This is a genomic window from Falsiruegeria litorea R37 (assembly GCF_900172225.1).
In the GTDB taxonomy this organism is placed as follows: Bacteria; Pseudomonadota; Alphaproteobacteria; order Rhodobacterales; family Rhodobacteraceae; genus Falsiruegeria; species Falsiruegeria litorea.
Genome location: NZ_FWFO01000002.1, coordinates 451045 through 473077 on the forward strand (window position 1 = coordinate 451045; position 22033 = coordinate 473077).

A 22033-nucleotide genomic window follows, 5' to 3' on the forward strand; every position below is an offset into this window, starting at 1 on the left:
TTGGGCCGGGCGCCGAGCCTTCGGCTCGGCGCAGTTGCGTCCAGACGGGATGTTTTCCAAAAACATTAACGTTGGAAGGACAGGTTTCCGAGATTTGGCGCCAACCGCCGAGCGAAGCGAGGCTTGGCCCAACGGGAGGCGGTGCATCTTCGATGCATCGACGACGGGCGGGAGGACCTCCGAGCTACCAAGCTACGCTTGTTATTTGCAGATCGGCAGCTCCAGCGGCGGTTGTTTTGGCAAGGACTGTCGCCACTGGTTGATCACGGGCTGCAAGGTTCGCTTGGGCCAGAAACGCGGCGCGCCTATGGCTTTTAGACAGGTTGCACTCCAGTAGAGCCCAGCACCTGGCACTGACATGCCTTTCTGGACCGCTTTGGCCACCGCGTTGATGTCCTTGCCTTCCGGGTAGATGTAGAGCGTTGTCGGGTTGCCATTGGTCAGCGCCAGAATATCGCGCGATTCTGATGGCGACCAAGTCGTGCAGCCGTTGCTGCGCCCGCCCGTATAATTCACCAACCTGCCATAGGGCACATAGCCCTCTTTGTCCGCATGGGGGCTTTGAGGCTTCTTCATCCGGCATTGCCATTTCAGAAACACAGCCTGATGCCCGCCAATCGCTCGCTCGCGCGCGTTTGAGGTTTCGCCTTCGCCATCAAACAGCAAAAACGTGCGATGAAAAGGCACTTTCCTGCCGCCCTGGGTGTAATACCCTTTGAAGGACGTCCGCGACTCGGCGGTGACATAGGCCCCACCCATCGTCAGCTTAGAGCCTTCGGCGTTGCTGAAATTCTTTGCGCATTGCCGCCCATTGGAAAAATTGGCGCGCTGCAGCTTGCGCCCGTTGCCATAGCCCGACGACACCGCGCGGAACATTCGCCTGTCCTCGCAGATCACATAGAACCGCCGCCCGGGTCGCCCCCCGACCGTGCTGGGGCGGGTGGCGTCCTTGGCCAGATAGCAAGGGTTGCTGATCTTCCCCTGCCGTCGTTTCTCAAAGTAGAGCGCCCGCGCGCGGGTCAGCACCACGCGGGCAATCTGCCCCTCGCCAGTACCGACATGTTTGCGCAGCCAGTTCGGAATGTCCGAGCTTTGCGCGGACGCTTGCGTGGAAAGAACACCCGCCATCGGGATCAGGATCGTTGCTGCAATGGCGAGACGAAGTGAATGCGACAACATCGACACATCTCCTGCTTGATCAACCTCTGCTGAAGTGTAGCACAGATTGCACATTTGGGACGTGGAAAAGTCAGCGATGGCAGCAATCAGCCCGAAGCGGTCAAAGACATGGGTTGATACGCCCTGGATGCTGCCGGTGCAAAATCCTTGGTCCATCTCACCAAGAGCGACCACTCACCGAACCTAGTGGACTACCTCCGATGCTGTGGACCGCATCAAGGGTTGCGATGTGCAGATGGCGGGGTTTGCAAAGTTTGACCGACAGCCTGAAGTCGACATTTATGCACGCCGTCGTGTTGGTCGCTTCGAGCCCACACCGGAAGACCAAAATGATGCTACGCGCGCTCGCAGCGCAGGAAATTCTGCGCGACTGCATCGCCCGGTGTTGCAGCGCGGTGTAAATGCAGACATAGGCGAAACACCGCGTTTAGCCCCAGTGGCCTTCTTTCCGGCAAATGTCCGATCTGAATAGCCGCAATTCCACGGATTGATTCCGGGACAGCAGCAATGCATCGCAAGGAAAAGCGAAAATACGCCTGCGAAACTCGCCCAGGTCATCTTTGACTTTCGTGCTTGGGTTTGAGGAGCAAGGGACCATAGGCCGCCGCAAACCCGACAAATGCCATCAACCGCAGAACGCCGGGCAAATGGCTGAAATCCGGCTTCAGGAGGGGCAGGAACCGTGTGAAAGCGGTAGCGAATACGCAAAGATAATTCACGACGGTTGCACAATTTGCAGTCAGAACCCGACCTGTGTGGCGCAGCGTTGCACGGCTCATAACCGCGAGGGTCATCGGGCCGATCGCACCAGCCATCTAGGGGGGCTGCGCCCCTGCGGTCCCTGGATTGCCCACGATCTGATCCAAACAAGTCGCGAAAGTCCCAAGCGGGGTCAAGTCATAGGAAGCACGAAGCACAAAAGCCTGCGGGTCGGCCGGATCAGGTGCAGAACCCCGAACGCCATCAGACGATCATGGCGATTGCGACCCGCAGTACACCAAGGAGGAGAAGGGGACGAACCCGAAACTGAAAAGCGCGGATCCCTGCCAGCGGCGCGATTGCCTTGACGATGTCTGTGCTGTCATGGCGATCCCGATTTTCCTCTACTGTTCTTTGAAATTCGGCCGTCCGAGGAGCGGGTCCGTTGCATTCTCATGCTTCTGACCTTTCTTCGGCGACATCCATGAGATGGCGGATGTGCCGCGCGAAATACCAAGTCGCTGGCACGCCGAGGATCGCACCGATCAGGATCGACAGGCTGGTGGACAACACGGGTCCGCCTACCCAACTGAATATCAGGGACGCAAAGAACACATTGACCGCTGCGGCACCCGCGCCGAACGGGTATAGCGCAATCGCGATTTTGACCGTGGACCAGCCCTGCGGGGTCATCTGCGCGAGACCAGCCATTGTACCGCGATCATGCTGAGGATGAGCGCGATGCAGGCCATCGCATACCAGAATTCGGCCAATGCAGATTGCGCCTGTGGGATCGGACGATCAAAGCCCTCGGCGAAAAGACGCGAACCGATAAGAACGAAAAAGCCTGTCAGAGGAAAAAGGAAGCGCATGTTATGTCTCCTGTGTCAGAGTGCGATAGATTTCGGGCAGCGCGCGCGTCAGCCGCTCGGGGTTGGGCAACAGGGTGAAACCACCGCGGCCAAAAATGCGGGCGAACCAATCCTGGCCGTCCTCATCAATGATGACGCCATGCAGGCTCAACCCATTTCGACGGGCCTCTTGCACAGCCATATGACTGTCTTCGATGCCGTGCTGGCCCTCGTAATGGTCCAGATCGTTGGGCTTGCCGTCGGTCAGAACGACCAACAGCTTGTGGGCCGAAGGTTCCTCGGCCAACTGCGTGCTGACGTGGCGGATGGCGGCACCCAGGCGAGTGTAGTGTCCGGGGCGCAGCGCGCCGATGTTGGCGGTTGTGTCGGCGTTCAGCGGGGCGTCGAAGGGTTTGCACTTGGTCAGGAACACCCGGTCGCGCCGGAGCGAGGAAAAGCCCCAGATGCCGAGCCGGTCGCCTGCGGCGTCGATCCCGGCGGCGAGCGCCGCCATGGCTTCGCGGGCCACTTCGATCACGGATGTGTCGCCGATGGCGGCCTCGGTCGAGCGGGAATTGTCGATCAGAAAGGCGACCGACAGATCGCGATCCGTTTGACGCAAGGCCTGCCAGATGCGGTCTGAGCCGCGCCCGGTTGCGACCAGATCGGCCCGCGCCGTCAGCAGTGCATCCAGATCCAGCTCCGAACCGTCCACCTGCCGCGGTTGCAGGATACGACGGGGGCGTAGCGCCTCGAACTGACGCCGCACCTCGCGCACGCGGCGCTCATGAGGGTGGAACGGGTGCTCGTCATCCGGCTGCGCCGGGGCTTCGAGCACACGGCAATGCCCGTCCATGTAGCTGCGCGAGCGATGGTTCCATTCGGGGTAGGTGAATTCGCCTGCCAGTGCTTCGTGGTCAGCATCAGCTGGCGACAGATCCAGATGCAACCGCAAGCGCGTTGCTGCCTTGCGGTCGTGTTTGGACAGGGTGATCTGGTCCTGATCGTCCGCCGCTTTCTGGGCGTTTTCATCGTCATCATCATCGACGCTGCGGTTGATGTTCATAGACTCGACCCAGGACAGGATCGATTCAAAGCGATGGATGATAAAGCTGTCCTTGCGGTTCTGTTGGTCCTGATCCTTGCGCTGCCCAAGCTTGCGGTTGGTTTGGGCCGCGTTCGGGGGCGGAGCGACGGGGTCGGCCTGCTCGTCCGTGGCCGCAGCTCCGGACCCCGGCTTGGTGTACCGTAGCCAGATTGGCACAGGCGCAAAGGGTTTGTAGCCGCGCGGGGTGGCACCTGTTTCCAGAGCTGAAGGGACACCACAGAGTTGATCACACACGGCTTTTTCGATTGCAGCCTCAAGTCCTGACCGGATTACCTGGGGCCGCGCACCCGTACAGTGATGCGCCATTTCGGCATAGGCTTGCCGCAACCCCGGACAGTGCTTGAATGCCAGATCGGCGGCGCGGGCATTGGCCTGAATTTGTGCCACGTCGAGGGCGGGATCGCCTTCGGGAAAATGCATCTCGGACAACTGACTGACGGCGGCTTGCGCGGTCAGCCAGAAATAGGCCGCCCTGTTCAGGCGGGCCTCGGGGAAGGCGGCGATGGCAGGTGGCAAGGAAAGACGTTCGCCGTCATAGCTAGCCACCCACTCCCGATCCCGTTCAGCCCCCAGGGCGCGGCGGATGGGGCGACGATGGCGCACCAAGGTCGCCGGAACCTCTGACAGCTCTACCCCCTTGGCACCGCCCAAGGCGCGAAACAGCACTGAAAGGCTGGCGCGGACCGAGGCAAACGTGACCGCCGCCTGCGGGTGGCTTTCACCCAAGGCGATGCCGCTGGCCATGTCGTGCCAGAGATTGCCAACCGTCTCTTCGGGCTCCATCAGATCGAGAAGTCGCATCGGTCTATCCGTAGATCGTGGCGACCAGATCGCGCAGCGCCTGCTGCATGTCCGGCTCATCCGTCAATGGTTCGACAATGGCTGCCTCGATCGCCTGGGTGACGCCCATTCCGCCCGCCATCAACGTGGCGGCATAGATCAACAAGCGCGTGGATACGCCTTCTTCGAGATCCATGCCCGACAGCTCGCGAATATGCCCGCCCAACCGGACCAGAGGTGCAACGCGGCCGGGTTCCAACCGGCTTTCTTGCGCGACAATGGCGATCTCGATCTCTTCGCGTGGAAAGTCGAAGGATGCAGACAGAAACCGCTGCCGGGTCGAAGGTTTCAGTCGTTTGAGCACGTTCTGATAACCAGGGTTATAAGAGGCCACCAACATGAACTCAGGCGGCGCAACCAGCTCTTCACCCGTGCGGTCGATCATCAGCGTGCGTCGCGTGTCGGTCAGCGGGTGCAGGACCACGGTGACGTCTTTGCGCGCCTCGACCACTTCATCAAGGTAACAGATGCCACCCTCGCGCACGGCACGTGTCAGCGGACCATCGACCCAGACGGTTTCGCCGCCCTTGAGCAGATAACGCCCGATCAGGTCGGCCGCCGACAGGTCGTCGTGGCAGGCGACAGTGTAAAGCGGCTTGCCCAGCTTTGCCGCCATATGTTCCACAAAGCGGGTTTTGCCGCAGCCGGTCGGCCCCTTCAGAAGAAGGGGCAAACCGTTGTCATAGGCCGTCTCGAACAGCTCGCATTCACGCGCGACGGGATGGTAAAACGGCAGGGTGGGGGGAGATTGCATGTTCATACCTTACTCTCCTGGAACCGAGCTTGCTGCGCCGGGGGCAATGACTTCGTCTTTGCGCACAACAAGCATCGCGTAGATGAAGAGCAGCGCCCCGATCACCACGGCGGCACCTGCGCCGAACCGCATCAGGTAGAACACCGACAGCGCGTCCTGCACCTCCATGTAATAGTCACCGACAACCCGCTGCATGTGGGTCTGGATGGTGCCCGCAAAGGTCAGAACAAAGGTCATGAACGCCATCCCGCCTGTCATCAACCAGAACGAGGCCATGTTGAGCACCTGGTTGTAAGGCATCCGCCCGCGTAGCATCGGCATCGCGTAGGTGAAGACCGCCAGGTTCAGCGCCACATAAGCCCCATAGAAGGCCAGGTGACCGTGGGCCGCGGTGATCTGTGTGCCGTGGCTATAGAAGTTCACCCCGTGCAGCGTGTGCAGAAAGCCCCAGACACCAGCACCAAAGAACGCAACGGTTGACGATCCCAGCGACCACAGCAGCGCGGCCTTGTTGGGGTGGTTCTTGCGACCTTTCCAGACCATGACAAAGGCAAAGCTCATCATCAGGAAGAAGGGGATCACCTCAAACGTCGAGAAGATGGAGCCGATCCACTGCCAGTAGCCCGGCAAGCCGATCCAATAGAAATGGTGTCCGGTGCCAAGGATGCCGGAAAAGAGCGCGGTGGCCACGATGACATAAAGCCATTTCTCGACCACTTCGCGGTCCACGCCGGTCAGTTTCAGCAGCAGGAAGGCCAGGATTGCGGCCATTACCAGTTCCCAGGTCGCCTCGACCCAGAGGTGCACAACAAACCACCAATACATCTTGTCCAGCGACAGGTTGTCGGGGTTGATGAAGGCAAAGATCCAGAGCAGCGACAAGAGCCACAGACCCATGAGCAGCACGTTGGTGATCGCAGTTTTCTTGCCCGCGAGAACCGTCATCGAGACATTGAACAGGAAGATCAGCGCAGCCACGAGAATGCCGAACTTGACCCAGAGCGGTTGTTCTAGGAACTCGCGCCCACCGTGGATGCCCACAAGGTAGGACCCCACCGCGCCAAGCGTGCCGACCAGCAGAATGATCAATTGGATGTAAGCCAACTTGACCGAATAGATCTCGCGCTCGGATTCTTCGGGGATCAGGAAATAGGCGGCCCCAAAGAAGCCCAAGAGCAGCCAGACGATCAGCGCGTTGGTGTGGATCATGCGAATGATGTTGAACGGCAAAAGTTCAGACAGGAAATTGGGCGAGACATAGATCCAGCCTGCCAACAGCCCACCCAGCACCTGAATGCCAAACAGGGCAATGGCCGCCAGAAAGTAGTAGTACGCCACCTTTTGAGATTGATATTTCATGGTTTTTCTCCTTGCGCCTCTTAACCCGCGTCGTTGGGCGGCCAGCCCTGCGTGTCGGTTTGATCGGCCCAACGAAGGAACTCGGCCAGGCCGCGTGTCTCTTCTTCGGTCAGCTCGAAAAACGGCATCTGGCGACGGCCTTCGATGCCGGTGGGCTGCGATTTCATCCAGCCATCCAGCACTTCATAGGCGTCCTCAGGCGACTCCATCACGTCCCACCGGGTCATGACGTTGCCCAACTCGGGCGCGAAATAGGCGCCTTCGCCGTGCAGGCTGTGACAGTTGATGCAGGAATGGCGCTCCCAGACGTGTTTGCCCAACACGACCTCTTCGCTCAGTTCCATACCTGCGGTTGATTGGTTCACCACGTAACGGTGGCTGTGGACGGTCATCCCCACAAAGATCACGACAAAGAATATCGAACCCCCGTAGAAGATGTTGCGCGCCCGCGATTTTGTTAAGATTTCAGCCATGCCTAGGCCTCCTTCACCTCGGGATGCCTATTGGTAGCTTGGCCAATACGGCGCCAATTTGCGCCAGCACAACGTTTGTCGCGGTTCAGCCCCTAGCGTGAGAGGGGAAAGGACACGCGCATGCCCCGCCTGGATGACCCAGATTTGATGTTGTCGGATGTAATGAAGATCTGGCCCCAGACCATCGAGGTCTTTCTGAGCCACGGGATGTTATGCGTCGGCTGTCTGGTCAATCCGTTCCATACGGTCACAGATGCCTGCACAGAGTACAATCTGGACGAAGAGGTGTTCAGGGCTGAATTGCAACGCGCGGTGGACGGTCAGAGCTGAGACAGCTCGACCAATGCATGTGGATCGCAGACCTTGATGCGCTTGCGCTTGCTCTCGACAATCCCCTGCTTTTCCCACGCGCTCAGCAACCGGCTGACCGTGTGCAGGGTGGTTGCAGTCAGTTCCGACAGGTCCTGTCGGGTGATCGGAAAGTCGATCTCGATCCCGTCGTCGACTTTGCGCCCGGTCTGATTGATCAATCGCAACAACGCATTGGCCACCCGCTGCTCAACCTGTTGCGTGGCAAGCTCAACGATGCGTGTGTTCAACTCTCCGACGCGATGGCCGACGGTCTTATAGGTCTCGGTCGCAAAACCGTCGTAGTCTGCCACAAAGGTGTCCCACAATCGCATGGGCCAGCTGAGCACGATGGACTCGGTCGCGGTGACGGCTGTGGCGGGATAGCTCTCGCGCCCGATGGCCTTGGCAATGCCCAACAGCTGCCCGGATGGAATGTGCAGCGCCGTGACCTGTTCGCCCGTCTGGGTGACACGGACGACGCGGACGTAGCCATCGAGCAGCATGAAAAACCGCTCGGCGGCCTCACCCTCTTCAAAAATGTGTGCGCCCTCGTCGTAGCGCCGTGAACTGGCCTGATCCAGAATAACACGGATCTGGCGCCGTTCGAGTTGCGAAAAGGGCGGCAGGTGCGTCAGCAAGCTTTCATCAAGCCGCGGCAGGGTTTTCTTTGCGTTCTCAGTCATTGCCCATCCGAATTGGCACATTCGCGATGACAAAGCCAGTTCACTGCCAACCCCGGCCTTCCAAAAACGCCGGAAACCTTGCGCCAGCGCAAATTCCGCCGCGCCGAACCCAATAAAGTCCATCTCAAGAGATCAAAAATGGAAGGACAGACTGATGATCCGCACAGTTACAACCGGCGTTGCCCTGGCCACGTTGATGGCAGGCGCCGCTTTTGCGGAAACCTTTGAGGTCAAGATGCTCAACAAGGGCAGCGATGGCGAGCGCATGGTGTTTGAACCGGCGTTCATCCAAGCCGCGCCCGGGGACACGATCAAGTTTCTGGCCAGCGACAAGGGGCATAACGCTGAGACCGGAAAAGGCCTGATCCCAGAAGGGGCAGAAGGCTTTAAGGGCAAGATCAACCAAGAGATCGAGATCACTCTGGATGCCGAAGGTGTCTATGGCGTGATCTGCAAGCCGCACTACGCCATGGGCATGGTGATGACGATCGTCGTTGGCGACGTCCAACCGCCCGAGGATTTTCTGGCCGGCCGCGTGCCGAAGAAAGCCAAGAAACGTTTCGAAGCCCAACTGGCGGGCCTGTGAAGCGCGCCAACCTAAGCACACGAAAAGGTCAAACCCACAATTGATGGAGGATGAAATGGCCAAATATGTAAACCCAGGATTGATGAAAACCAGCCGCCGCAATGTCCTGCGTGGCAGTATGCTCGCCGGAGCAGCTGCAATGACAGGGGCCACTGCGATGGCTGCACAGCGGACACCGAAACTGCACGGTATTAACACGGTCTCGAACAACATCTATCGGGTGGCGGGCAAAGAAGAGGCCGCAACAGATGCCAAGCCTGCCGATTTGTCGGGCTACACCCGTGTGAAGCAGAAGCTCGTACCCCCACCTTTTGCACCCGCACACGAGCAGGTCGCGACTGGCGGGCCCAAGATCGTTGAGATCACTATGGAAACCGAAGAGCGGCTTATGGTGGTTGACGAAGACAATGGCGCAAGCGTCTGGGCACTGACCTACAATGGTTCCGTTCCTGGTCCACTGATCATCGTCCACGAGGGCGACATGGTAGAGTTGACGCTGCGCAACCCGACTTCCAGCATGATGGAACACAATATCGACTTCCATGCTTCGACCGGCGCCCTAGGTGGCGGTGGCCTGACCCATATCTACCCCGGCGAGGAATGCGTGCTGCGCTGGAAGGCAACCAAGCCTGGTTGCTTCACCTACCATTGCGCTCCGGGCGGCGACATGATCCCGTATCACGTTACTCACGGCATGAACGGTGCCATCATGGTGCTGCCGCGCGATGGCCTGAAGGACAAGGATGGCAACCCGCTGCGCTATGACAGCATCGCTTATTTCGGCGAGCAGGACTATTACTTGCCCAAGGACGAGAACGGCGACTACCGTACCTACGAGGCGGCAGGCGACGACTATGCCGACAGTCTTGAAGCAATGCGTGGCCTGATCCCAACCCATTCCGTGTTTAACGGTGCAGTGGGTGCCCTAACGGGTGAAGGCGCGATCAAAGCCAAGGTTGGTGAGACCGTGCTAATGATCCACAATCAGGCAAACCGGGATTCCCGGCCGCACCTGATCGGCGGACATGGCAACTATGTCTGGGAAAGCTCGTTCACTGACGCGCCTCTGCAAGACATGGAAACTTGGTTCGTGCGTGGCGGCAGTGCCGTAGCGGCGATGTACACCTTCGAGCAGCCGGGCGTCTACGCCTATGTAAACCACAACCTGATTGAAGGTGTGATGCTGGGCGCAACTGCTCACGTCGTGGTCGAAGGCCAGTGGGACAACGCGCTCATGGAGCAGGTCGTCGCCCCGCGCAGTTTCGAAGCCTAAGAGAGGGGGAGGACCGATGTCCGCCGCTGCAAGCTCAAAGGCCAGTCTTGGCAAGACGTCCCTTTGTTTCGCCTCCTTGTGTCTTGCGGCGGCAACCATCGCTTGGGTCGCGCTCTCGCAGCGCGGCCCGGACCCAGCCTATCTGCCAATGATGGCTGGGCAGGCCATCATTTTGCCGGACGGGCGTTCGATCTACGTGCAAAAGCATGAAGTCACCGTAACCGAATGGAACAGATGTGCAGACGAGGGTGCCTGTGAGTTCACCTTGCGTGCACGACCTGACCAAGACCCCGCCAAAACACCGGCAACCGGCCTGAACTACATGGATGTTCAGCACTATGTCACCTGGATCAACAAGAGAAGTCGTCATAACTTCCGGCTGCCGACTGCTGGAGAATGGAATGTCATGGCGGCCGCCGTTCTCCCTGAGAAACCCGATCCACTGTTCACGGATCCGTCGCTGACGTGGGCTTCCAGCTACCTTGTTGAAGGTCTGGCCCCTCGGGCACTCAAACCCCAGGGCAGTTTTTCTGCCTCCCCAGAAGGCGTCGTGGATCTCGATGGCAGCGTTTGGGAATGGACCATGGAATGCTATGATGGGCTGGATGGCGGGACATCTCCTGATCGCTGTCCGGCATTCTTCGTGGGTGGAGAGCACTTGGCCGCAATGTCTTTCTTGGTCAGGGACCCCGCGCGTGGTGGATGCGCTGTAGGAACGCCGCCGGCCCACCTCGGGATGCGTCTGATCAGTGACGAAGCCTTATGAGCGAGATACGCGGTCATAGAATTATGTGATCGGATGACCGCTTCGAAGCGCAAGTCACAAAAGCAACGAGCTCGACACCGCAACAGCCAAGGCTTTCTGCGTAAGCAAAAAAATTGCAACTGCACAGGTCCGCGTTGCGCACATTGCCGTCACTCATTGCTGCCGCTTCGCTGACGCGGCGTTCTCTTGCTCGCGCAGCGTTGTGTTTTCTGCGGGGGCCGCAGGTTCCCCGTTTGCAGCCATTCAAGAGGGCGGAAACCTACAATATCCAAACTGGTTTTTGCTCTGCGGTCTGTTTCGACAGCCAAGTCGCGGACAAAACAGGCGCAGTGTTTTATTGCGTTGTCTATTTGCTGTTTGATGAAAGTCGATCGAGTTCTCGGTCAAGGAAAAATGCAAGCAGAATCCTGATAAGAACGATCGCCCCAAGCGCCCCAAGATCTTCCAGAGACCGATGGGCAATGCTGTGCAAAATATCTGAGACAATCAGCACTTCAAGCGCAAGTAAGATCAGTTGTCCGAGATTAAGCCGTAAATTCAAGAAGACGGCTTTAGGCGTTTCACCACGCCTTCGTAATTTGAAGCACTGGACGAGCAGGAGGCAAAGGCCGCCTGCGAGGAGCACGATTACGCCAGCATCAACGATGTCAGCGATAATTTCTGCGGTATTCTCGATTATAGTCATCCCCGAACCACTATCTTTTCAGCTTCAAAACCCACCTAGCAGAGTCCCAAGCAGGATGATCGCAATCAACGCGATCATCGGCACCAGAACAGCAACTACAAAGATATCACCATATGCTTCACGATGGGTCAGGCCACAAATGCCGAGCACTGTTATCACCGCACCATTATGGGGCAAGGCATCGAGGGCGCCTGAAGCGACGGACGTGACGCGATGCATCGCTTCCAACGAGGTATGGGTTGCGGCCGCAAGTTCGACAAATTGCGCGCCTAATGCATCAAGCGCGATGCTCATGCCGCCAGAAGCAGACCCCGTGATTGCTGAGAGCGTCGTGACAGAGGCCGCCACGGCTACAAGCGGATTTCCGTCGCTTAATCCGAGCATGGCATCTGTGATGGCCTGAAAAACCGGCAGGGCCGCGATAACCGCGCCAAAACCCACGAGGCTGGCTGTGTTGAAAATTGGCAATACGGCCGCATCGGCCCCTTTGTTTAGGCTTGTTTTGACGCTTGCCAGTCGTGTCCAACTGGTTGCAAGCAAGAACAGGATCGATGTGGTCAGTGCAACGATTATAGACCATACGCCACGCACGGCCTCTATGGTTGTCGGTCCAAACAACGGTTCAGCCAGGTAACTGGTATCCAAACGCGGAACCGCGAGTTGGACGAAGAGAAAATTCACCACGACCACAAGCACAACCGGCGCGATGGCAAGCGAAAAGCTTGGCTCGTTTGTCATGTTTGCATTGGCTGGTTCAATCTCGTTCAGGTCAAACCCTTCCCCTTGAGAGCGCACTCGCATCTCTTTGTCTGGCTCGGGAAGCCCTTCATCGTGTTCACCATAGCCTTCGCCGATAGACGCGGCGCGAGAGGCCCGACGGTTGAGCCAGGCCATTCCGAGGCCCGCCATGATGGCTGCCGCGATAAGACCAAGACCCGGTGCTGCAAAGGCAGTGGTTCCGAAGAACGGCATGGGGATGGCGTTCTGGATTGCAGGGGTGCCCGGCAATGCAGACATGGTGAAAGTGAACGCGCCAAGCGCCAACGCTCCGGGGATGAGTCGTTTGGGAATATCTGCGTCGCGAAAGAGTGCCGCCGCGATCGGGTAGATTGCGAATGCCACAACAAATAGCGAAACGCCGCCGTAGGTCAGCACGCCGCAGCACAACACCACCGCTAAAATGGCTTTGTCAGCGCCAAGTCTGGCGATCACCCAGTGGGCGATCGACCGCGCCGATCCACTGTCGTCCATCAGCTTTCCAAAGATTGCGCCAAGGAAGAAAAGCGGAAAGAACGAAATAATGAAATCGCCCGTGTTGGTCATGAAAATCTGTGTGAAGCTGGCCAGCATCGGCAGCGCCCCCGTCAGGGCAGCAGCCAGCAAAGCAAGAAGCGGCGCCAATATCAGCAACGTGACACCGCGAAACGCAAAGTACATGAGCAACACGAGCGACAGTAGAACTGAAAGGATATCGATCATTTCCGCGGACCCCGATTGGTGCCTTCGGCCAGATGCGCCGGTTTCAGACTTTCGTCAAAAATCTCTCTTGGCTGCCAGGTTGACGTCTTTCCAACGTCCGGCCAGGCTGTCTCCACCCAATCATCGGCGGTTTTGCGACCGATTTCAAAAAGGTGTTCCAGAAAGGCCATTTCGGCATTCATCTTGCTGGATACACTGAGATTACACATTTCCTCAGAAGCATGGATACGGTGCAAACGCCCATCACGGTACGCCTTCCGATCAAGTTGGTCGTTCTCGATTATTTCCCACAAAAAGCCAATCGAGCGGAGCTCCTTCATTAAGCTGGAGTTGAAAGTGATCTCGTTGAGGCGGTTTTCGATCTCGTAGGGGGTCGTTGGGATATCTGAACGTTCGAACGGATTGACCTGCACGATGACGACGTCTCGCGCCTCGGTCTCGTCGACCAAGGGGAAAAGCGGCGGATTGCCCATGTATCCGCCGTCCCAATAAGCTTCTCCGTCGATTTCCACAGCTTTAAAGACATGTGGAAGACAGGCTGACGCCATGACCGCGTCTGCGCTCAGATCGGGTTGGCGAAACACTTTCGAGCGCCCCGTTCGCACATTTGTCGCAGACAGAAATATGCGCGGCCCGTCTGTTGAATTGATGGCATCAAAATCAAAACAGTCCTTCACGAGGTCGCGCAACGGATTAATGTTGAGCGGATTGAACTGATAGGGTGACGCCATCTGACGCATGAACTGCGAAATGACAAAGCCGGGTGAATGCTCCAAGCTCCAATCGCCGCGCAACCTGTCCCATAGAGTTCGTTTGTAGGGGCTCGTGCTGCTCGCGCGACTCACCCGTGTCCAGTAGCGCCTGAGCAATTCGCGCGCACCTTCAGGGCCAGCTTGTGTCAGGCCCTGTGCCAGAGCGACGGCATTCATCGCGCCCGCGCTGGTGCCGGAAATGCCAACGATTTCAATGTCGTTAAGCTCCAGAAGTCGATCAAGGACGCCCCAAGTGAACGCGCCATGCGAACCACCGCCCTGAAGCGCGACATCAATTGGTTTCTTGGGCATGCTCACATCTCCTTGAGACCACCTTGCAGGCGCAATATCAGTATCGCTGCAATGCAGCAATTTCTCAAAGAAAAAGAGCTAGACCGAACTATTTGCCGCAATTCAATTGCCATATTGGACCATTGCAGAAGGCGCCGCCGTAGGCGCTTTCTTCGCCTATTCCGAAGCCAAACGTCGCGCTAAAGATCCCAAGGCCTTTGGCACTGGCATCCCCAAAGGCATCATCGCGCCCGAAACTGCGAACAACGCGACCGTTGGCGGCGCACTTGTGCCAACCTTGACGCTCGGCGTGCCCGGCTCACCTGCCGCTGCAGTTCTGCTGGGGGCGCTGCTGATCCAGGGACTGACACCCGGGCCCAAGCTTTTCTCGGAAGAGCCGGACCTGATGTATGCGATTTTTGTCGGGGTGATCATGGTGCCTATGTCGGTCGTTGTTCCGACGGTCATGTTGCTCAGTTTTGTCGGAATCTATTCGGTGTCGAATTCAGTCTTCAACGTTGGCGTTTTGCTGGGGGCTGGCATTCTTGGCTACGTTGTTCGCAAACTGGGTTATTCCATTGCGCCCTTGTCCATTGGCTTTGTTCTTGGCCCGATCTTAGAGAATTCACTTCGCCAGTCGCTGACCATCGCCGGCGGCAGCATTACCGAGTATTTTCAATACGCCTATTGGCCTAACGATCTATGGGGCCTTGGCGCTGACGATCCTTTGGGGGCCCGTCACATCCCGCCTTAAACGCGGCACGGAGGACGCATGATCGACCTACCGAACATCCTGATCATTTATGCCGACCAGATGCGTTACGACGCAATGGGTTGTGCGGGCAATCCAGTGATCCGTACGGCGAACATCGACAGGTTATCAGCCGACGGTGTGCATTTCAGCGAGGCCTTTACCTCTTACCCAATCTGCTGTCCGTTTCGCGCCTCGGTCCTTACGGGCAACTACGCTCAGGGGCACGGGATGGTGCAAAACCAGTTTCCTTTGTGCGGTGGCCAAGGGCGGGCACATTCCGATTGCAACTTGCTTTGCCTGTTACATCACACGCCGCGCCTATGACCAGATGATGATCTGTATGGGAACGGGGTCAGGCCCGGGGAGCAACCAAGACACGGGACCGACCAATATCACCAGTGGCTTTACGCCCGGCATCGCAAATCCGGGCCGCATTCACCACCAGACCGCGGAAGATCTTGGGATGGAACGGGCTATCCCGAACGCGACGGTGATTGCCCCGATGGATCCAACGGATTTTCGCGCCGTGGTTGAAGCCGCAGTTGATCTTCCGGGACTGACGTACATCCGCGGCCACCGGGGTGATACGCCGCGTTTGCTTGACCCGAAAAAATTCACGTTCGAACTGGGCCGGACATACACGCTCAAAGAAGGGTCCGGCATCGGCATCATCGCGACCGGGCACGGATCGCAATGGGCGCTTGAGGCTTCGGATATTCTGAAGGAACGAGGCATCGCGCATTCACTGTTGCACGTCCCGACGATCAAGCCGGTGAATGAGGCCGAAATCGCGGATTTCGCTTTTGCGCACAATCAGATCGGTACCGTCGAAGATTATCAAATCGTCACTGGGCTAGGGTCGCTTGTGGCCGAAATTGTCTCGGACATTGGGGGCGGACCATGGATAACGCGCATCGGTCTGCCCAACGCATGGGCACCGGGCGGCACGCTGCCCTACATTCGAAGGCAGCTTGGGTTGGATGCTGATACAATGGCAGACCGCATCGCAGGGGGGATGGTATGAGACGCAACACCTCGGTTCTTGCGCTCGACCTTGTCGCTGCCAAAATCCGGCGCAACGTATTGGAAATCTGCCGTCAACGGGGGGATATGCCACGCAGGGGGGGGCATTTTCTGACATTGCCGCGACGCTCTATTGCGACGAGCTGCGTCCGGATGAACACGGTTGGTTTCAGGACCGGCTCGTTTGTCCAACGGTCAAGACGCGATCATGACATATGGCGCCTTGGCCGAGACGGGTCACTACACAATGGACGACCTTCGCACCTTCAATGCTGATGGCGGTTGGGTCGACCAGAGCCCCATCGAAGGCCAGCTTGGGTTTGAGATTACCGCTGGATCGCTGAGACAAGGTCCAAGCCAGTCGGCAGGCCTCGCCTGGGCGCTTCGTCAACAAGGATCGCACAAGCGGGTCTATTGCCTATTCTCAGACGGTGAATTGCAGGAAGGCAATGTCTGGGAAGGAGCGATGTTTGCCGGGCATCAGAAGCAGGATAACCTTTGCTACATCGTCGACAACAACGACATGCAAGCGTCTGGCCACGCGCGTGACGTGATGAGCGTTGAACCGGTGCCGGGGAGGTTCGAGGCCTTCGGATTCAAAACGCGCCGGATCTCCGGGACGGGTGTGCAGGAATTGCTGGATACGTTCGAAGAAGCCCGCGCCACTGTTGGGGCCCCCTTTGTCATGGTGTGCGACACACGGCTTTGGGACGGGATCAACTGCCTGCAAAAGGCATTACCCACCCGAAGCGGACATTTCAGTCGGGCGCTCTGATACACTTCGGCACCTGCAACCAATGCCGAAAAATTGGCTGCCATCCCGGTGTTTTCAGCCTCACATTTCCCACGGAAAGCTGTCCAGACGCTCCGGTCCATCGTCAGTGATCAGCACCTGGGTTTCCAGTTTGATGCTTTCCGAACCTTTCTCACCAATCAGGCTCTCGACGCAAATCACCTGACCGATCTCGAATTGACCGCCGTGGCTCGCTTCGAAATCTGGATGCAGCAGAACCACCGGCCATTCGTCCGCCATGCCGACGCCATGTGCGGCCAGCGAATAACGGTAGGGTTGATAGGCATCAGGGATCTGCCAGCTTTTGGCGTTGAACTCGGCAAAACTCAGTCCCGGTTGCAACAGCGTCATGTTGTGCTCGATCTGGGAGCGCGCGGCTGCGTACAGCCGTTTCTGCGTGTCACTCATCGCAGCATCGCCGCAGGTCCAGGATCGGCTCAGGTCCGCGCAATAGCCATAAGGCCCAATCATGTCGGTATCAAAACTGATCATCTCGCCCAACTGGCATTCCCGGTCCGAGCATTCCTTGTACCAAGGGTTGGTATTCGGCCCGCAGGTGAGCAGCTTTGTCTCCAGCCACTCGCCGCCTGAACGGGCGTTTTCGAAATGTAGATGCGCCCATAATTCGCGCTCGGTCACGCCGGGGGTCGAATGCTGATAGATGCGGGCCATCCCGGCCTCGCACACCCGGATCGTCCAGCGCATCAGCTCGATTTCGTCCGCAGATTTGATCGAGCGGGCGATTTCAGTGATCTGGCCGCCCTCGATGATCTGTACCCCGCGCGCGGTGAGCGCGGCGACCCCCTCGGGTTCCATCCGGTCCACCGCCAGCCGCATGTTGCCACCGCCGTGGGTGCGCAGTTCGGCGGCGATCTCATCGGCCCAAAGGTTCAACCTCTCATCTGCGCGGTCGCCCGCGGTCATGAACATCCAGCCAATGGAATTGCGCAACTCGTCAATGCCGGGCAAGCCGTTGTTCAGATGCTCGCAGCCTTTGAATTCGAACATGATCCCCGGCCCGCCATTCAGGATCATCGCGTAGCGGATCGGGTTGTGGCTGGTCCAGACACCCATGTTGGAGCTGTCAAACGCATAGCGGATGTTGACCGGATCATAGAGCAACAGCCCCGCCACATCATGCGCATCCATCAGCGCGCGGAACCGTGACAGGCGATAGGCGCGGGCGCGCTCCAGCACGTCATGCGATACCGGGCTTTTGAGCGGCTTGTCGGCGCCTTCGGAATTCAGATAAGCCAGTTTGCGATCGTCCTTGAACGGCGCGTTCATGAGGCGCGTCCGTAAAAGCCAATACGCTCTGCATCAGAAAACACGACGCCGGGGTTCTCGTAGAAGGAAAAGACCGAAATCACGCGCTCCTTGTCGCCCGACACAGGGGTCACCCGGTGGGCGGTGTTCTTGCCCTTGAACACATTCAAGGTGCCGGGGCTCAGCGTGATGACCTTAGAGGCGGGATTCTCGCCGTTCAACAGCTTGGCCACGCCGTCGTAATTCGGATCCTCCTCGCTGCGCAGGTCAGTGCGGTATTCGAACCCGCCGCCCTGGTCAGGGGCTTGCAGCAGCAGGGTTGTGGTAAATTCAGAGCGGTCGAAATGCCAGTTCAGCGCCTGACCCTCCTGGTAGGACATCACATTCACCCGGGCCAGCGGATCGTCCATCACGTGCAGTTCCGGCATCTCCATGGTGGCGGCCAGAAAGGTGGCGAACTCGGGCCATTCATATAGGCGCAGCAGGGGCGAACCTGCGATCTGGTCGGCGCAGAGCGTCCGGTTCGAGGTTTGGAATTGCCGCAGGGCAGGGTGGTCTTCGGGCAGACCGTCGATGTGTTTGAAATAGATGTTGTGCATCCGCTCGTGCAGGAATGCATCTGTCGCAAAGGGGGCTGACATCGCATCGACCGCCCTGGCTGCGACCTCTGGCAGCATCAGGCCATCCAGGTTGAACATGCCTTCGGCCTTTAGATCCGCTTTGCAGCGGTCAACAAGGGCTTGCCATTCAGAGCTGTGGGGGCGCTCCAGGGGAAAACGGTCAAGATCGAGAATATCGCGCATTGGGGAACCTCGGGAGTTGTGCTGCGATGACCCTGTCATCGTCATGCCAGGGTTGACCACTATGAAAAATCTTGGTGAGCATTAGGAAAACTTGGAGCAAACATGAACCTGCCCCCTTTGAACGCCTTACGGGCCTTTGAATGTGCTGCACGTACGGGCAGTTTTTCTGCTGCGGGTTCCGAATTGGGTGTAACTGCGGCTGCGGTCAGCCTGCAGGTGCGCAATTTGGAAGAGTGGCTGAACCTGCAACTGTTTGTGCGCAAGGCCAACCAGCTGCGGATCACCGATGCAGGGCGCGACTACTATCAAAACGCAGCCTCGGCCCTGACGGAAATTGCGCGCTTTACCGATGCCCTGAGCCAAGGCGATCGGCAGCGTCCTTTTGTGATCAGTGCCACGCCAGCTTTGGCGCAATTGTGGCTGCCGCCTGCTCTGGCGCGTTTTGCCGAGTTGCGGCCGGATGTGCCGATTGACCTGCGGTCCGAGGCCGAGGATCTGGATCTCGAGCAGTATGGCATCGATGTCCGGCTCAGCTATGGGGGGGAACTTCCGGATTATGCCAGTCGAGCGCTGTTTGCCGATCACCTTGTGCCGGTTGCAGCAGGCGAGGCCGAGATAGTCAGCCTGCGCGCGATCAACGTGAACTGGGGCAGCCGGATTTCATCCGTGCCCGGATGGCGGCAATGGCGTGAAATTCACGGCAATGGCCCATTCGAGGATTCCCACGTGGCGGCGGCATCGGTGCCCGAGGCGCTGGCGCTGTGCGAGGCGGGAATTGGTGTCGCCCTTTTGCCGCAGCGGGTTATCGCCGGGGCACTAAGAGCGGGGCGCGTCAGAAAATGTGATCCGCGATCAATCCAGATGCCGCGCCCCTACGTAATGATCAATGCACACTACAAGGCAAAATCGCGACGGTTGATGGAGTTTCAAAAAGCGCTTCTCGGGGATGACGGAGCGTAAATCAGAAAAGTAAGTGATCGATCATTAAATTTCGATGTTGAGCCTCTATCTGAGCTTCACTGACGCTTTCTGATGAAAAACGACGAAAATTCCACGTTGCTTTTTTGTTTGGACTGCTAAATGACGCCAAAATGGGCTAAATGTTCAAATGGCCCGTGACCGCCCTTAGATGGGTGGGACCATGCAAAGGAACTGCGCAGATGAACTTTCATACTCGTGACATGAACGAGACCCCGGACCGCGAAGAGGCTGCTGCGGCGCTGGATGTGCTGCGCGCCTGGGCGAAAACTGCGACCGAGGCCGAAATTGCGCAGCTTGACCCCAGCGTGGCCCGCCTGGTTCCCGGATTGGTTCCCGTGAACTATCCGCCGCTGTCGCGCAGCTATCCCGAGGAATTTGAGGTCGACGACGCTTATAAGGCCTCGCTGCCGGATCTGCAGAATGGCCCATCCAGCCTGATCCGGGGTGCAAAGCAGCAGATCCAGCATGTGGGGATTTCCAATTTTCGTCTGCCGATCCGGTTTCACCGCAAAGAGGGGGCGGATCTGACGCTTGAGACCTCGGTTACAGGCACAGTGAGCCTGGAGGCCGAGAAAAAAGGGATCAACATGTCGCGCATCATGCGATCCTTCTACAAACACGCGGAACGCACGTTTTCGTTTGAGGTGATCGAGGCGGCGCTGGATGACTACAAAAGCGATCTGGAAAGCTTTGATGCGCGCATTCAAATGCGGTTTTCTTATCCGGTGAAAGTGGAAAGCCTGCGCTCGGGCCTGTCTGGGTATCAATACTACGACATCGCGCTGGAGCTGGTGGAACAGAACGGTGTGCGTCAGAAAATTATGCACCTGGACTATGTATACTCGTCGACGTGTCCCTGTTCGCTGGAACTGAGCGAGCATGCGCGAATGAGTCGAGGCCAGCTGGCAACGCCACACTCGCAACGCTCTGTCGCGCGGATTTCGGTGGTTGTGGATTGTGATGCTGACTGTTTGTGGTTCGAGGATCTGATCGCGCTCTGCCGTCGGGCAGTTCCGACCGAGACGCAGGTCATGGTCAAACGCGAAGATGAACAGGCCTTTGCCGAGTTGAATGCAGCGAATCCGATCTTTGTCGAAGACGCCGCGCGCTCGTTTTGTGCAGAGCTTCTTGCCGACCATCACGTTGGCGACTTTCGGGTCATTGCCAGCCACCAGGAGAGCCTGCACAGCCATGATGCGGTGTCAGTGCTGACCGAAGGCCCGACCTTCGCTGCGGCCAGCCTGGATCCCAAGCTGTTCAACACCCTGTTCCACGTCGGCTGACGTTGGAGGAGCGAGGCGGGGAGGCTCCCGCCCGTCGTCGATGCATCGAAGATGCACCGCCTCCCGTTGGGCCGGGCGCCGCGCTTTGCGCGGCGCGCCACCGCCTGCCGCCAGGGGGGCAAGCCGGTTGCGGTGACAAGGGCGGTTGCTCGTGCGGCGTTCCAAGCTGCTCAATTTTTAGGCGCTTGTGTTGCTAAAGTCCGGCTGAAGCGAATTTGCGCCGGTATTTTGCGGGTGCGGCATAATTTTTGCTGCAAGTGCAGAATTGTGTCTTATATTGAGACTGAAAGCGTCAGCCGCGTAAGAGCCTCGCAGCTGCGTCCATATGAGTGGGGCCGTTATGCGAAACCCAATCGAGACACGCCTTGATCCTTCTGTGGGTCGATTTGCGCCGGTTACGGATGCTTTTGTTGATCCTTCCTTTTTGACTTGGGACCCCCGAACATGACCCCATTTCTCTATCCTATCCATGCTCAAACCGCAGCCATTCGCATGGCAGGCTACGCCCTGACGAAGCAGATCGAGCTGTTTCAAGCCATGTCACGCCTTACGACATTGAGCCCGATGTCCTCTGCTCAGAAATCGAGCGCACCGGTGTCCCAATCTGTGCCAGCGGTGAAATCGACCTCGGCACGCAAGGCGGCCAAGGCGCAACCTGCAAAGACCGCACCTGCGCAGCGGTCCAAAGCCTCGGTAGCCAAGGCTGCACCCGTGGCAAAGGCCGACAGCGCGGCAAAACCGACCGCTGCCAAACGCAAGCCAGTCGCACAGGCCACAAAACGCACAGCGGCAGCAACCGCAGCCTCTGCGCCCCGGACCAAGGCCAATGCAGCCAAGCCAGCCTCGGCTACGTCCAAATCCCCTGGAGATAAGGCCTCGGCAGCGACCAAGCCGTCGCCGACACGCGCCCGGCGTGCTCCGTCGCGACCGCCCAGCATGCCCAAACCCAAGTCGCAAACAGAAGGTTAAGCTGTCGCCTTCGTCTTGACAGTCCACGACGC

At 58.3% G+C, this 22033-nt stretch carries 25 protein-coding genes; 10 read left to right on the forward strand and 15 right to left on the reverse strand.

Going from position 1 to position 22033, the window contains the following annotated elements; all coding sequences use genetic code 11:
- Positions 1-201 precede the first annotated feature (201 nt).
- The 8 genes from TRL7639_RS15840 to TRL7639_RS15875 form a co-directional block, all read right to left on the reverse strand.
- Positions 202-1353, reverse strand: coding sequence for a murein L,D-transpeptidase catalytic domain family protein (locus TRL7639_RS15840; protein WP_235820406.1), 1152 nt, complete (start codon positions 1351-1353; stop codon positions 202-204).
- A 380-nt stretch (positions 1354-1733) separates the two neighbouring features.
- Positions 1734-1994, reverse strand: a complete 261-nt coding sequence (locus TRL7639_RS23575) for an NnrS family protein (RefSeq protein ID WP_085796815.1) — start codon at positions 1992-1994, stop codon at positions 1734-1736.
- Between the two features lie 337 nt (positions 1995-2331).
- Entirely contained in the window at positions 2332-2571 is a 240-nt protein-coding gene (locus TRL7639_RS15850) for an NnrT protein (protein ID WP_085796816.1), read from the reverse strand.
- A complete protein-coding gene (locus tag TRL7639_RS15855; protein WP_085796817.1) occupies positions 2568-2750 on the reverse strand; it encodes a hypothetical protein in 183 nt (60 codons plus the stop codon). The genes TRL7639_RS15850 and TRL7639_RS15855 overlap by 4 nt, the downstream gene beginning before the upstream one ends.
- Before the next feature lies 1 nt (position 2751).
- Positions 2752-4638 (reverse strand): nitric oxide reductase activation protein NorD, encoded by a 1887-nt coding sequence (locus TRL7639_RS15860; RefSeq protein WP_085796818.1) that lies wholly within the window; start codon positions 4636-4638, stop codon positions 2752-2754.
- 4 nt (positions 4639-4642) lie between these two features.
- Entirely contained in the window at positions 4643-5437 is a 795-nt protein-coding gene (locus tag TRL7639_RS15865) for a CbbQ/NirQ/NorQ/GpvN family protein (RefSeq protein ID WP_085796819.1), read from the reverse strand.
- A 3-nt stretch (positions 5438-5440) separates the two neighbouring features.
- Positions 5441-6790 carry a cbb3-type cytochrome c oxidase subunit I gene (locus TRL7639_RS15870; RefSeq protein WP_085796820.1) on the reverse strand — a complete coding sequence of 450 codons (1350 nt, stop codon included), beginning with the start codon at positions 6788-6790 and terminating at the stop codon, positions 5441-5443.
- A gap of 20 nt (positions 6791-6810) precedes the next feature.
- Positions 6811-7263, reverse strand: a complete 453-nt coding sequence (locus tag TRL7639_RS15875; protein ID WP_085796821.1) for a c-type cytochrome — start codon at positions 7261-7263, stop codon at positions 6811-6813.
- A gap of 120 nt (positions 7264-7383) precedes the next feature.
- Here TRL7639_RS15875 and TRL7639_RS15880 point away from each other — a divergent pair, with 120 nt between their 5' ends.
- Entirely contained in the window at positions 7384-7593 is a 210-nt protein-coding gene (locus TRL7639_RS15880) for a DUF1858 domain-containing protein (protein ID WP_085796822.1), read from the forward strand.
- On the opposite strand, the gene TRL7639_RS15885 is transcribed toward TRL7639_RS15880, so the two are convergent.
- A complete protein-coding gene (locus TRL7639_RS15885; protein WP_110647166.1) occupies positions 7584-8297 on the reverse strand; it encodes a Crp/Fnr family transcriptional regulator in 714 nt (237 codons plus the stop codon). The genes TRL7639_RS15880 and TRL7639_RS15885 overlap by 10 nt on opposite strands.
- Before the next feature lie 154 nt (positions 8298-8451).
- Between TRL7639_RS15885 and TRL7639_RS15890 the strand changes: the two genes are divergently transcribed.
- The 3 genes from TRL7639_RS15890 to TRL7639_RS15900 are packed head-to-tail and all read left to right on the forward strand — an operon-like array spanning position 8452 to position 10922.
- Positions 8452-8883: a pseudoazurin gene (locus TRL7639_RS15890; protein WP_085796823.1), complete on the forward strand. Its 432-nt coding sequence runs from the start codon at positions 8452-8454 to the stop codon at positions 8881-8883.
- A gap of 55 nt (positions 8884-8938) precedes the next feature.
- Positions 8939-10156: a copper-containing nitrite reductase gene (nirK, locus tag TRL7639_RS15895; protein WP_085796940.1), complete on the forward strand. Its 1218-nt coding sequence runs from the start codon at positions 8939-8941 to the stop codon at positions 10154-10156.
- Between the two features lie 16 nt (positions 10157-10172).
- Positions 10173-10922, forward strand: coding sequence for a formylglycine-generating enzyme family protein (locus tag TRL7639_RS15900; protein WP_085796824.1), 750 nt, complete (start codon positions 10173-10175; stop codon positions 10920-10922).
- Between the two features lie 346 nt (positions 10923-11268).
- Here the strand turns inward: TRL7639_RS15900 and TRL7639_RS15905 are convergent, their stop codons facing one another.
- The 3 genes from TRL7639_RS15905 to TRL7639_RS15915 are packed head-to-tail and all read right to left on the reverse strand — an operon-like array spanning position 11269 to position 14210.
- Complete coding sequence (locus TRL7639_RS15905; protein ID WP_085796825.1) at positions 11269-11607, reverse strand: DUF1622 domain-containing protein; 339 nt, start codon at positions 11605-11607, stop codon at positions 11269-11271.
- 24 nt (positions 11608-11631) lie between these two features.
- Complete coding sequence (locus tag TRL7639_RS15910; protein WP_085796826.1) at positions 11632-13086, reverse strand: GntP family permease; 1455 nt, start codon at positions 13084-13086, stop codon at positions 11632-11634.
- Positions 13083-14210 (reverse strand): patatin-like phospholipase family protein, encoded by a 1128-nt coding sequence (locus tag TRL7639_RS15915; RefSeq protein ID WP_235820408.1) that lies wholly within the window; start codon positions 14208-14210, stop codon positions 13083-13085. Before TRL7639_RS15915 ends, TRL7639_RS15910 begins: the two co-directional genes overlap by 4 nt.
- A gap of 46 nt (positions 14211-14256) precedes the next feature.
- Here TRL7639_RS15915 and TRL7639_RS15920 point away from each other — a divergent pair, with 46 nt between their 5' ends.
- The 4 genes from TRL7639_RS15920 (at position 14257) to TRL7639_RS15935 (ending at position 16681) form a co-directional block, all read left to right on the forward strand.
- Positions 14257-14883, forward strand: coding sequence for a tripartite tricarboxylate transporter permease (locus TRL7639_RS15920; protein ID WP_165759827.1), 627 nt, complete (start codon positions 14257-14259; stop codon positions 14881-14883).
- Between the two features lie 18 nt (positions 14884-14901).
- On the forward strand, positions 14902-15207 hold the full coding sequence (locus TRL7639_RS15925) for a sulfatase-like hydrolase/transferase (RefSeq protein ID WP_085796829.1): 306 nt from the start codon (positions 14902-14904) through the stop codon (positions 15205-15207).
- Positions 15208-15211: 4 nt separating this feature from the next.
- Positions 15212-15907, forward strand: coding sequence for a transketolase C-terminal domain-containing protein (locus TRL7639_RS15930; RefSeq protein ID WP_085796830.1), 696 nt, complete (start codon positions 15212-15214; stop codon positions 15905-15907).
- Between the two features lie 183 nt (positions 15908-16090).
- The gene (locus TRL7639_RS15935; RefSeq protein ID WP_085796831.1) at positions 16091-16681 is read left to right on the forward strand and encodes a thiamine pyrophosphate-binding protein; all 591 of its coding nucleotides are present in this window, start codon (positions 16091-16093) and stop codon (positions 16679-16681) included.
- 60 nt (positions 16682-16741) lie between these two features.
- Here TRL7639_RS15935 and TRL7639_RS15940 read toward each other — a convergent pair whose 3' ends face one another.
- Entirely contained in the window at positions 16742-17986 is a 1245-nt protein-coding gene (locus tag TRL7639_RS15940; protein WP_085796832.1) for a M24 family metallopeptidase, read from the reverse strand.
- Entirely contained in the window at positions 17983-18768 is a 786-nt protein-coding gene (locus TRL7639_RS15945) for a HalD/BesD family halogenase (protein ID WP_085796833.1), read from the reverse strand. Before TRL7639_RS15945 ends, TRL7639_RS15940 begins: the two co-directional genes overlap by 4 nt.
- Positions 18769-18870: 102 nt before the next feature.
- Here TRL7639_RS15945 and TRL7639_RS15950 point away from each other — a divergent pair, with 102 nt between their 5' ends.
- Positions 18871-19728: a LysR family transcriptional regulator gene (locus tag TRL7639_RS15950; RefSeq protein ID WP_085796834.1), complete on the forward strand. Its 858-nt coding sequence runs from the start codon at positions 18871-18873 to the stop codon at positions 19726-19728.
- A 200-nt stretch (positions 19729-19928) separates the two neighbouring features.
- Complete coding sequence (folE2, locus tag TRL7639_RS15955; RefSeq protein WP_085796835.1) at positions 19929-21032, forward strand: GTP cyclohydrolase FolE2; 1104 nt, start codon at positions 19929-19931, stop codon at positions 21030-21032.
- 575 nt (positions 21033-21607) lie between these two features.
- On the opposite strand, the gene TRL7639_RS15960 is transcribed toward folE2, so the two are convergent.
- Positions 21608-21970: a hypothetical protein gene (locus TRL7639_RS15960; RefSeq protein ID WP_133057664.1), complete on the reverse strand. Its 363-nt coding sequence runs from the start codon at positions 21968-21970 to the stop codon at positions 21608-21610.
- Positions 21971-22033: the final 63 nt, after the last annotated feature.